Annotated in this window: 7 protein-coding genes; 2 read left to right on the forward strand and 5 right to left on the reverse strand. The window is 36.4% G+C overall.

The features are described 5' to 3' along the window. Positions 1 to 2: 2 nt before the first annotated feature. Both nuoB and ABID42_RS02065 read right to left on the reverse strand, forming a co-directional pair. On the reverse strand, positions 3 to 557 hold the full coding sequence (nuoB, locus tag ABID42_RS02060) for an NADH-quinone oxidoreductase subunit NuoB (RefSeq protein WP_323257304.1): 555 nt from the start codon (positions 555 to 557) through the stop codon (positions 3 to 5). Positions 558 to 644: 87 nt separating this feature from the next. Next, a complete protein-coding gene (locus ABID42_RS02065) occupies positions 645 to 3,077 on the reverse strand; it encodes a T9SS type B sorting domain-containing protein (RefSeq protein WP_367282233.1) in 2,433 nt (810 codons plus the stop codon). 236 nt (positions 3,078 to 3,313) lie between these two features. Between ABID42_RS02065 and recG the strand changes: the two genes are divergently transcribed. Beyond that, positions 3,314 to 5,410: an ATP-dependent DNA helicase RecG gene (gene recG, locus ABID42_RS02070; RefSeq protein WP_367282234.1), complete on the forward strand. Its 2,097-nt coding sequence runs from the start codon at positions 3,314 to 3,316 to the stop codon at positions 5,408 to 5,410. Between the two features lie 76 nt (positions 5,411 to 5,486). On the opposite strand, the gene ABID42_RS02075 is transcribed toward recG, so the two are convergent. Together ABID42_RS02075 and ABID42_RS02080 are read right to left on the reverse strand one after the other, a co-directional pair. Next, on the reverse strand, positions 5,487 to 7,379 hold the full coding sequence (locus ABID42_RS02075; protein WP_323257310.1) for an amidophosphoribosyltransferase: 1,893 nt from the start codon (positions 7,377 to 7,379) through the stop codon (positions 5,487 to 5,489). A gap of 412 nt (positions 7,380 to 7,791) precedes the next feature. Continuing rightward, positions 7,792 to 9,435 carry a carboxylesterase/lipase family protein gene (locus ABID42_RS02080; RefSeq protein ID WP_367282235.1) on the reverse strand — a complete coding sequence of 548 codons (1,644 nt, stop codon included), beginning with the start codon at positions 9,433 to 9,435 and terminating at the stop codon, positions 7,792 to 7,794. A gap of 103 nt (positions 9,436 to 9,538) precedes the next feature. On the opposite strand from ABID42_RS02080, the gene ABID42_RS02085 reads away from it, so the two are divergent. Next, entirely contained in the window at positions 9,539 to 10,273 is a 735-nt protein-coding gene (locus ABID42_RS02085) for an NUDIX hydrolase (protein WP_367282236.1), read from the forward strand. Positions 10,274 to 10,351: 78 nt separating this feature from the next. Here the strand turns inward: ABID42_RS02085 and ABID42_RS02090 are convergent, their stop codons facing one another. After that, the gene (locus tag ABID42_RS02090; protein ID WP_367282237.1) at positions 10,352 to 12,703 is read right to left on the reverse strand and encodes a S9 family peptidase; all 2,352 of its coding nucleotides are present in this window, start codon (positions 12,701 to 12,703) and stop codon (positions 10,352 to 10,354) included. Positions 12,704 to 12,724: the final 21 nt, after the last annotated feature.

A 12,724-nucleotide genomic window follows, 5' to 3' on the forward strand; every position in this document is an offset into this window, starting at 1 on the left:
GTTTATGCTTTCACTGCAAAGGCTGGTTTTTGATTTCTTGCCTCTTCTGCTTCCATTTCTAATAATGCTTTGGGAGCAACCAAACTTTCATTTCTAATTTTTTCTTGCAATTGCAAAAATCCACCAATCAAAGCTTCTGGTCGAGGTGGGCAACCCGGCACATATACATCTACTGGAATAATTCTGTCAACACCTTTTACAACGTGATAGCCATGTTCCCAATAAGGACCGCCACAGTTTGAACAACTTCCCATTGAAATCACATAGCGTGGTTCAGGCATTTGTTCGTAAAGGCGACGGATACGGTCAGCCATTTTGAAAGTAACCGTTCCTGCTACAATCATTACATCCGACTGGCGAGGTGAAGGTCTCGGGAAAACGCCAAAGCGGTCTAAATCATAACCTGAAGCCATCGTTTGCATCATTTCAATGGCACAACAAGCCAAACCAAAACCCATTGGCCAAAGCGAGCTAAGACGTGCCCAATTGATGAGGTCATCTACTTTAGTAATTACAACACCGCCTTCATTGAACTGTTGATCGAGTAATCCCTGCATAATGATTTAGATTTTGAGGATAGAAAAGCGTATCCCGAACTGCAAATTTAATCTCAATCCTGCATTTTATTGGTTTATTCTCAAAAATTATCGAACAATGGTTAAATATCCCGTAATCGGACGAATGTCTTCATCCGCTTTGATAACATAATAATAAGTAGCCGCTGGCAAATTTTCGCCATCTTTTCGTCCATTAAAAGGGTTGGAAGAATAATTCATTGTACTAAAAATTTCACCTCCCCAACGGTTATATATTTTCACCTCAGCTTTGGGATATTCTTCAATACCTTCTAACACCCAAACGTCGTTTACATTATCTTCATTGGGTGTAAAACCTGAGGGAACAATGATTTTTGCTTTGACTTTCACCAAAATATTATCACTATTGGTGCAATTACTTAGGGATGAAGTTACTTTTAAAGTATATTCAGTATCTGCAATTGGCGAAGCTATTGGCGTTGGAATATTAGCATTATTCAAACTATTGGCTGGCGACCATTCGTAAGTTAGATTATTATCAAAACCTCCGCTTGCTTGGCTTTTTAGCGTAATAGTATCTCCTCTGAAAATCACTAAATCGTTGCCTAATAATACTTTTGGTGGCAAATCCACAAAAGTAATTCTAGTGATTTTAGAAACACAACCATAACCATTGGTGTATTGATAAGTAATTGGCGAAGCGCCATAAATCAAAGGCGAGAAAGTTGTACCATTCACACCTCTGCCTATGAATTTTGCCATAGCAGCATCATAAGGAGTCACATAATTTAGTAAATCAAGTTTCAGATTAGCAGTACCACAAAAAGGAAAAATTGTATCAAATTTGATGGGCGTTAAAGGATTGACTGTCAGTTTTAAAGTATCCGACATTTTTTTACAATTGTTTTCATCCGTAACCAGTACTTTATAAATTCCAGATGTTTTAACATCAAATTTATTCACAGTAGAATTTTGGATGGAAACATCATCTTTGTACCAATCGTATTTTAGGTTATATCCTAAATTGGCGACAAGTGGAATACTTTCTCCATCGCAGATTACTTTTTTATCTATTTTGTTCGTAAACAAAGCATCGGGCAAAGCATAAACTGTTACTTTGGCAATTGGTTCATATTCGCAAATACCGCCAATCTGAGTCATTCTAGCTCTATATTCTCCTGATAAATTGACATTTATTTCATGGCTGTCACTGTTCGGGACATCAAAGGTATTACGAGTCCAAGAATAACTATAAGCACTTGTTGCAAAAGTACTTCCATCTTGTTTTTGAATCGTTAGTTTAACTGGTATTTCATCAAGACAGACCTTTTTTTCATCAGGATTAATAGCATATTGTTCACCTGTTACTTTTTTTACGATGGTTTCATCCGAAGTAGATGTTTCGCTACAACCCGTATTATAACCTATAATTACCGTGTATTTTCCCGGTTCATTCACTCTTATTTTATAGCGATTTTCGTTGACAAGATTTACATCATCTTTTTGCCATTGATACAAATATCGGCTGTTGATTTCTGTAGCGAGTTCAACAAAACCATAATCACAAAAATCAATCGTGGTTGCGTGAATTTTCACAGGAGCTAAATCTCGGAAAACAGCAGGTTTTGCGGGAGCATCAAAACAGTCAATTACTTTCAATTGAAAATCCCTTCGAGTCTGCCCAATCACTACGCCATTTCTAATTTCTTCTACCAAAACAGAATAGACAAAAAGCCCAAGTTCGGTAGCTGTAAGCGTAATTATGCCTTGATTATCAATCTTCATTCCCGGACTTTCAGCTGGAATAGCCGTTGTGGCACTATATCCACTGTTCCACGTAATGGTTGGTATATTAGACGTACCAATTGGGTCTGGAGTACTATTGCTCATTGCAGATGAGCTAAACCCTCTGTAAGGTGTTACAAAAGAGTAACGCAATTGGTCGCCATCGGCATCTGTAGCAGAATTATCAAAACTAAATGGCTGTCCTTTACAAATATATTCACCTTTAGGAAAAGAAAACTCTGGAGAAGAATTAACAAAATCTGCTCCATTTTTCTTTAAAGCTGGAAACTCCAAATAAAACAGCATACCAGTATTTTCTGAATTACGGATATTATTAGCTACATTTCTACAACATCTATCATGTACAATATAATAACCTTCTGCATCAGCATATTGAGTTGGATCCAGCTGTATATTTTGTGTATAAGTAATATTGACAATGTCTAAACCTTGGGTAGTAGCACAAGCGGCGTTGTTGTAAACAAATGGTTGTCCATTCAAATCATTAGCAAATAAAACTAGCGTTCTCATCAGAACATTATCCCTTTTCCTAAAAATACCAACTTTTAATCTATCATCTTCCTGATTGGGGGTTCTACGTACTTTATCAAAGTACACGTGCATTGTTAAAGTAAATGCACCATGTGTACTCCCTCTGACAAGGCTAAAATTGCCTCCAAGAATATGACTAGCTTTAAGTTCATAGCTCAATAAAAGGCACGTAAACAGTATAAAAATGCTGTAAATTTTCTTCATAGTTTTTGGATTTCAGAGCGTATTCAGTATTCAAAATTGGAAGTAAAGCTGTATCAGAATTGATAGGGAGGATTTTGTAAGGGAAGGTCTTGAGTATTTTGATTTAAAAATCAGTATTTTCACATCATTGTTTATCCTTATTGATAATAATCATGTCTTTGACAGTAGAAGAACAATTTATAAATTTATCATGTAAGATACTAACTTACTAAGAACGTTGCAATTAAGTGTAAATTATGCAAAACAATTTTTTCGATACTCGTATAGAATTCCTCAAAGGTGTTGGTGCTGCCAGAGCTTTACTATTGAATACCGAATTACAAATTTTCACCTATGGAGATTTAATTCAATACTATCCTTTTCGCTACGAAGACCGCACTAAATTTCATAAAATTTCTGATTTATATGATGGAATGGATGTTGCCCAAATTAAAGGGAGACTGCATTTTGTAGAAAAAATTGGAGAAGGACATAAAGCCAGATTGACCGCTCAGTTTTCGGATGGAACGGGTTCTATGGAACTTACTTGGTTTCAAGGAGTAAGTTTTTTAGAGAAAAAATTAAGACCAAGTACAGAATACATCATTTATGGAAAGCCCACTTTCTTTCAAGGTCGCCCACAAATGCAACATCCAGAAATGGAATTGCCGAATCCTATCAATGAAAAAGGTGGTTACTTTCAGCCAGTTTACGGTTTAACCGAAAAATTAAAAAAACGATATGTAGATTCAAAAGTAATTGCGACGATGCAACGCAATTTGTTGGATTTGGCTTATGATAAAATCCGAGAAACACTTCCTGATAATCTCAGACTAAAATTTCGTTTGGTTGAAAAAAAAGATGCTGTTTATAACATTCATCTTCCACAGTCAGAAGCTTGGCTACATCAGGCAAAACGTAGATTGAAGTTTGAAGAGCTTTTTTATAATCAGCTTCGGCTTATTAAGCAAAAACTTAGCCGAAGAATTGATTACAACGGACAAGTATTTAAAAGTACAAGTTTGGTGACTGAATTCTACAAAAATCATTTGCCTTTTGATTTAACCAATGCTCAAAAGAAAGTAATCAAAGAGATTTTTGAAGATATGAAATCGGGCAAACAAATGAACCGATTATTGCAAGGTGATGTGGGCTCTGGTAAAACTATTGTCGCTTTTATTTGTATGCTTTTGGCAATCAGCAATGATGCTCAGGCTTGTATCATCGCTCCTACTGAAATTCTTGCAGACCAACATTATCAGGGTTTAAAAGATTTTGCCGAAAGTCTCGGAATTAAAATTGATAAGTTAACTGGCTCTGTTCGTAAAAAAGCCCGTGGTATTATTCATGAAGGATTGTTGGATGGTTCGCTCAAAATACTTGTTGGTACACATGCCATTTTGGAAGATATTGTACAATTTCAAAATTTGGGGTTTGTGGTCATTGATGAGCAACATCGCTTTGGCGTAGCACAAAGAGCCAAGCTTTGGGAGAAAAACTCCGTAATACATCCACATATTTTGGTAATGACAGCAACGCCAATTCCAAGAACTTTGGCGATGACACTTTATGGCGATTTAGATGTTTCCATCATTGATGAATTACCTAAAGGACGAAAACCGATTAAAACTGTTCATCGATATGACTCGCACCGATTAAATGTTTTTGGTTTTATGCGAGATGAAATCAAAAAAGGACGACAAGTATATGTAGTTTATCCGCTGATTGAAGAATCTGAAAAATTGGATTATAAATTCTTGACGGACGGTTACGAAAGTATCGTTCGTGCATTTCCAGAATATCATGTAAGTATCGTTCATGGGAAAATGAAGCCAGCCGATAAGGATTTTGAAATGCAGCGTTTCATCAAAAAAGAAACACAGATTATGGTGGCAACTACCGTGATTGAAGTTGGTGTAAATGTACCAAATGCTTCCATCATGGTAATAGAAAGTGCCGAACGTTTTGGCTTAGCACAATTGCACCAATTGCGTGGACGAGTAGGTCGTGGAGCTGAACAAAGTTATTGTATTTTGATGACGGATGTAAAACTATCAAAGGATACTCGTATTCGTTTAGAAACGATGGTAAGAACGACAGACGGTTTCGAAATTGCCGATGTTGACTTACAGTTGCGTGGTCCAGGCGATTTATCAGGAACACAACAAAGTGGTGTTATTGATTTACTCATTGCCGATTTGGCTAAAGATGGGGAAATCCTGAGAGTTGCAAGAGAATGTGCAACTGCTATTTTAGAAGAAGACAACGATTTGGAATTACCCAAAAATGCAATGATTAAAGAGCAAGTAGAAAACCAAAGAGCCAATGCCAGCAACTGGGCTAGAATTAGTTGAAAATGTTCTAAACAAAACGACTTGCCAAATATTCTTTGGCAAGTCGTTTTATTATTTTTAGGAGGAATCTACAACCTTAATAAGCTCTCATTTCAACACCTTTCATAAAGTTTACAAAAGCAGTATTTACTACTTTGTTACCTCCTGGTGTTGGATAATTACCTGTAAAGTACCAGTCTCCAGTATCATTCGGACAAGCTTTATTTAAGCTATCAACAGTCTGATAAACAATCGCTAATTCAGCTTTCAAATCTTTAGGTTTTACTAATTCAGCGATTTTATCAGAAATCTCTTCGGTAGTAAATGGCTCATAGATAGCTTTTACAAAGTTTTCTTTATGAGCAGTTCCTAATTCTATCGCAGCCAAACAACGTCCTAAAGTTTCTTCTAACACATCATCCATATTTCTTTCAATCAGTAATTGATAAGCCGCACGGAAAGCTACAAATTCTTTCATACGAGACATATCAATACCATAACAATCTGGATAACGAATCTGTGGAGCAGACGAAACGATAACGATTTTCTTTGGTCCTAATTTATCTAATAATCTCACGATAGAACGCTCTAAAGTAGTTCCACGCACAATTGAGTCATCAATCAAAACTACATTATCAACTCCTTTTTTGATTACCTCAAAAGTAGTATCATAAACATGCGCCACCATATCATTACGGTCGGCATCATTGGTAATAAATGTTCTTAATTTAACATCTTTAGAAATCAATTTCTCGACTCTCGGACGGAAAGTAAGCAAATCTTCAAGGTCTTTTTCAAATAAAACACCTTCCATAATTGCCTTCTTACGCTCTTTGGCAAGATAATCTTCCAAGCCTTCAATCATACCCAAAAAGGCAGTTTCAGCAGTGTTCGGAATATAAGAAAATACCGTATTTTTAAGGTCGAAGCTAACTTCTTGAAGTACTTGTGGAATCACTAAACGCCCTAATTGCTTGCGTTCAGCATAAATATCTGGATCAGAAGCTCTTGAGAAATAGATACGTTCGAAACTACAAGATTTTCTTTCGATGGGCTCAATGAATTGCTTTTCAGAGTAATCTCCATTTTTATTGATAATTAAAGCGTGTCCTGGTTGCACTTCTTTAATATCTTCATAATTACAATTGAAGCTTGTTTTGATAGCTTGTTTTTCTGAAGCTACTACCACTACTTCGTCGTCGGCATAATAAAATGCTGGTCTGATTCCTGCTGGGTCACGTGCTACAAAGGCTGCGCCGTATCCAGTCATTCCGCACATGGCGTATCCACCATCAAAATCACGGCAAGAACGTTGTAGAACTCTTTGTAAATCTATATTATCCTGAATAACATCCGATAATTCTGGATTGTGATATTCGCTTTTGAAGTACTCGAATTGGCGTTGGTTTTCTTCGTCTAAAAAATGACCGATTTTCTCCATTACCGTTACAGTATCCACTTTTTCTTTAGGATGCTGACCGAGTGAAACCAGTTTGTCGAATAATTCTTCAACATTTGTCATGTTGAAATTTCCAGCCATTACTAAGTTTCTACTTCTCCAGTTACTTTGTCTGAGCATCGGATGGCAGTTCTCAATTTCATTCTGTCCGTGTGTTCCATAGCGAAGGTGTCCTAAAAATACCTCGCCAGAAAAAGCCACATTTTCTTGAATCCAATGAGCATCTTTAGCTTTGTCTTTGTTGTCCTTCAGAGCTTTTCGGAATTTCTTGTAAATCTTTCCAAAAATATCAGGTACAGCATTTTGTTCAACAGAACGATAGCGACTGATATAACGATGACCCGGAGGAACATCAATCTTGATGTTGGCTACTCCTGCACCGTCTTGTCCTCGGTTTACCTGTTTTTCCATCATCAAATACAATTTGTTCAAACCGTACAATGGCGTGTTGTATTTGTTGATATAATACTGATAGTCTTTCCGAAGACGGATTAGCGCTATCCCGCACTCGTGTTTAATTGCGTCAGACATGACTTTAATTATATTTTTTTTGAATTATTAGAACCTATTTTTTGGAAAATAAAGTTCCCTCAACCAATGTATTAAATGTCAAATGGTTTTGGTAAGAATTCGCAATAAATGTCAGATTAAAAAAGAATTAAAGATGGGTTATTTTTCTGTTAGCAAAATTACAGATATAACTTTGATAAAAGCAAATTTTCGAGATTCATTAACAGTATTTTTTCTTGCAATTTTTATACTTGTAATTATTCCTAGATTTAGTTGAAATATTAGTACTTAATACTTAGTTTTCAAGACTTGGTAAATCTGTGCTTTAAAATGAGTAGAAGTAGGAAAGTTAGATTTTTTACTTAAAAATGTAGTATCATTTATAAAAATAAAAATCCGTCTCGGTCACGACCAAAACGGATTTTTATTTATTTTATTTCTTCTGATATTCTTTATCTAAAAATAAATAACGATTATCATTCGGAGTTTTTATTGCTTTTGATTGTACTTTAATAATCATCACATCTGGGTTGGCTTCGTCTTTTGCTACTGGCCAATTTTCTAAACCTGCGCCATTCGGATTACCCGTTTTGATGAAATTCGCAAAATAGTTTTGCATCGTTTCCGATACTTTATAATCATCTGCGTTCCAATCGTAAGTGGCATTTCCTCCTAAATTTCCCATGGCATATTCAATTTCAGCAGAGTGAACTGCGCCTTTTGGTTTTGGAGCTTTAGGAGCATTTTTATCTCTTTTTACTACGCCACCCGCCAATGCAGCTTCAACATCTTGGGCTTTCATATCTGGTCTTGGATGTGCGTAAAAGTAACGATAAACTGGTTGATTGCTATTTTTACGATGTGCATCAAACCATTTCCAAGTTGAAAATGCGATAAAACGGTCGCCAGCCAAAGCCGTTGCCGATTGTTCTGTTTCTTCGGCTGTTCCTGCTGGATATAATTTTAATACTTCCTCTGCTTTTTCACCATAAAGTTCTTTTACGGTATTTGTATAAACTTCTGGAGTAGCTTCTTTTCCTTTTGTCAAAGCTTTGTAATTCATTTCTTCCGAATTCCAACCTACTAATAAAGGTACATTGGCGTGTTCTTTACTTGCATAAACTTCAGGAAGCGTTTTTGGTAAAAAGTAACCATCAAGTGTTGATTTGAAATTCCAAACACCAAATTCCATCATTTTTTGATATACTTCATAAGTAGTCATCGCACGCAATTCTTTCAAAGAATTCACACCTGCTTTTTGTGCAAACGAAGTACCTGTTTTTTCACCTTCTTGCAATGAAACAGCTGCCAATGTTGGGAAAACCAATCCACCACTTTCACCAATCGCACCAGCGATTAAGTTTCTTGACAATGGCGAAACCATTTGCGCACTTACTGAAACAGAACCTGCTGATTCACCAGCAATCGTGATTTTATTCGGGTCACCACCAAAATTTGCAATGTTTGCTTTCACCCATCTCAAAGCAGCGCTTTGGTCTAAATAACCATAATTTCCAGAAGCTTTATTTGGAGATTCTTTTGTTAATTCTGGATGCGAGAAAAAGCTAAATATACCTAATCTATAATTTAAAGTAACTGTAACAATTCCTTTTTTCGACATACTTTCGCCGTCATAACGTGGTTCAGAGCCATCGCCTGCAATAAAACCACCGCCATAAAAATAAACCAATACTGGCATTTTTTCTTGTGTTTTTACTTTTGGCGTCCAAACATTCAAATACAAACAGTCTTCGCTCATACCATTACTTCTAAAACCCATATCACCAAAAATGGCTGGCTGAACGGCTTTTGGTCCAAATTGTTTGGTTTCTAAAACGCCAGTCCAATTTTTTACAGGTTGAGGCTCTTTCCATCTCAAATCACCAACAGGAGGTTGTGCATAAGGAATGCCTTTGAAAGTATGGATATTTGAACGCACATCAAATTCTCCTTCAACAATTCCATTCACTGTTTTGGCTTGAATGGGTAATACATAACCATTTTTTTGTGCTTGTGCAGTAATATTGAGCGTTGTTAGTGCACAGAGTAAGATGAGTAATCTGATGTTAAATTTCATTTTATTTGTTAGTTTTACGAAAGATTGAATCTATTGTCTCAATTTGTGACAATATTAAAATGAATTACAGAAAAATACAATTAAATCTTATTATTTTTTAAAAATGTCAGAAAATACAATTCCTTCAAAGTATGTAAAAACAGCTAAAGAATCTGGCTTTTTAGCTCATATCGCCTATGATTCAGTCATTTTTGGCTTTGATGGCTCAACCTTAAAAATTTTAATTTCTGGCTATAGTAACACCAAATTATTTGCTTTACCTGGTGGATTTGTGAAGGAAAATGAAAGTCTTGACGATGCCGTGAGAAGAGGTTTGTACGACAGAACTGGCTTAGAAAACATCTATTTAGAACAATTTCACACTTTTGGGTCTTTGGAAAGATACATTCCTGCAACGATTGAAAAAATTATGTTGAGCAATGGCCATCTAAAAGCTGGCGAAAATCATTGGTTGTTAGAGCGTTTTATTTCGGTAGGATATTATGCTTTAATCAATTTTAATGAAGTAAAACCCAAGCCCGACGAATTATCTGATAGTTGCGAATGGTATCCAATCAATGAATTACCACCCTTGATGCTCGACCACCACGAAATGGTGCAAAAAGCCTTGGAAACACTTCGTGGAAATATTAATAAAAAACTGGTTGGTGCGAATTTATTACCTGAGAAATTCACGATGAAACAATACCAACAAGTATATGAAGCGATTTTAGGAGAAAATATTCGTAGAACTACTTTTCAAAGACAAATACTTGGTTTAGAGATTTTGAAACGACATGAAAAACAGTTTTTAGGCAAATCGCACAAAGCGCCGTTTTTGTATAGTTTTATCAAATAGTCGATTAAAAAATTAGTCCAACGATATTCTCGCTGGACTAATTTAACCAAAGTACACAACTCAAAATTCATCACAATGTTACTCCTTCACATAAGTATTCAGCCAAGTATTCATTTCCCAAAGCATGTGCAAAATTGACTCTTTGGCTTGGTAGCCGTGGCTTTCGTAAGGTAATTGTACATAACGTACTGTTGCGCCCAAACCTTTTAAAGCATTATAATATCGCTCTGACTGAATAGGAAAAGTCCCCGTATTATTATCGGCTTCGCCATGAATTAGCAACAAAGGTATTTTCATTTTATCGGCATAATTGAATGGCGACATTTTATGATATGTTTCGGGCGTTTGCCAAAAAGTACGTTCTTCACCTTGAAAACCAAAAGGTGTTAAAGTACGATTATAAGCTCCACTCCTAGCAATTCCTGCTTTAAACAAATCAGAATGCGACAATAAATTTGCTACCATAAATCCACCATAAGAATGCCCCATTACGCCTACTTTATTCGGGTCAACTACTCCTAATTTGGCACCTTCGTCGATAGCAGCTTTCGCACCAGCTACCAATTGTTCCAGATAAGTATCATTGGGTTCGGTAGTTCCTTCGCCAACAATTGGAATAGACGTTCCTTCTAAAATAGCAAAACCTTGTGTTACCCAAAATATTGGTGAACCCCAATAAATCGAAGTAAACTCATAAGGTGAACCTGAGATTTGTCCTGCATTACTTTTATCCTTAAATTCTAAAGGATAAGCTTCCAACAAACATGGCAAAGCACCTTGTTCCTTTTGATAATCAGCAGGTAAATAAAGATTTGCTGTTAACTCCACGCCATCATGACGTTTGTATTTTAATACTTGTTTTTCTACCCCTTTTAAGGCTGGATATGGATGTGGGAAAAAAGTAATTTGTGTACTGTTTTGTTGTTTTAAATCTCGAATAAAGTAATTGGGATTATCCTGTTTTGATTCTCTGATGGTCAGAATAATCTGTTTTTCATTATCAAGAATAGCAATCGGACGTTCATAAAATGGTGCTTCCGAACGCCAAAGTCGATTTGTTTCCTTAGTCGTCAGGTTCAGAATATCGACAAAAGGTCGGTCGCCTTCGGCAGATGCTCCGTCGCCCGTCATAAATACGGAATTATCTTTTTGCAAATCCATGACCAATCTTCCATACTGATTCTTTTTAGTTGATGGATTTCCCGGTTCATTATACTTATCCTCAGAAGAACGGTCGAATAACACAACTGCTTCCTTCCCTCCACTTGGGTCAATAATTTTGGTAATTACTCTTCTGGTTTTGTGCCAATATTCATCGATTAAAGCCAAATTTTCGTTTGCCCAAATGATTCCTGCATAGCGATAGCCAGTTTCTGCAATGGTTTTTGTTACTTCCGTAAAAGGCGAACTCAAGGTGATTACTCTGTCACGAACGGCTACTTCATTTTTAGGGTCGCCTCCATCTTGGGCTTCAACCCAATAAACAGTAGCAGGAGTATCATGTCGCCAATTAAAACCACGTGGTTCTTTTTGAACAGCATCAAAAGAAATCGGAATATTTTCTATCAAAGGATTATCCGCCAACGTTTTGATAAATGCTCCATCGATGTTTAAAACATCTATTTTTTGTGGAAAACGGCTATAAGGAACAAGGTATGAAAACGGACGACGGATGGTTTTGACCAAAAGGTATTGACCATCTGGCGAACTACTTGCCGATTGAATAATACTTGCTTCAATAATTTTTTCCTCTGTTCCTTCCAAACTGATTCTTACCAGTTCAGCAGTGGCATAAAATTCGAAAAGCTTTTCGTCGCTTTCATTTTTTAGTAAATCTTGGTAGGTTCTGCTTGGATTTGTTTTTCCTAAATTTTCAAGAATTGTTGGTCCTGTACGTACGGCATTTTTCTGTGGAGGATTTCCACGATTAGGCACAACTACTTTCGCTAACAAAGATTTTCCATCCGAAAGCCAAGAGTATGGATGTCCAAAAACAGCATTCATTGCTAAATTAGACACTTTTTTAGCCGTAGCTGTTTCAATATCTAAAATCCAAAGTTCTATTTTTTCAGGACTTGAATGACAAAAAGCAATTTTAGATTCATCTGGCGACCAGCTTGCATAATTCAATAAAGGTTTTTCGGGCAAACCTTTGATGGCTATTTCTTCTTTCCCTACTACTTTTCTTAATCGAATACCTACAAAATAAGTAGTTCGGCTTGGTCCATTATTGGCAGGATTAATTCTCAGACCTGCCAACCGAAGTTCAGGTTCTGCTAATTGTGCAATAGAAGGCTGGGCTGCACGCTGAAGCAAAACCATCCATTCTCCTTTCGAATCCACACTTACACTAGGTGTTGGGCTTGCTGTAACTAAATCAGCAATTACTTTAGGCGGTGTTTGGTAACCGTCGTTTTCACAAATATCCATATCGTCACGAAGTGTTGAAAG

Source organism: Arcicella rosea, assembly GCF_040543805.1.
GTDB classification, from domain to species: Bacteria; Bacteroidota; Bacteroidia; order Cytophagales; family Spirosomataceae; genus Arcicella; species Arcicella rosea.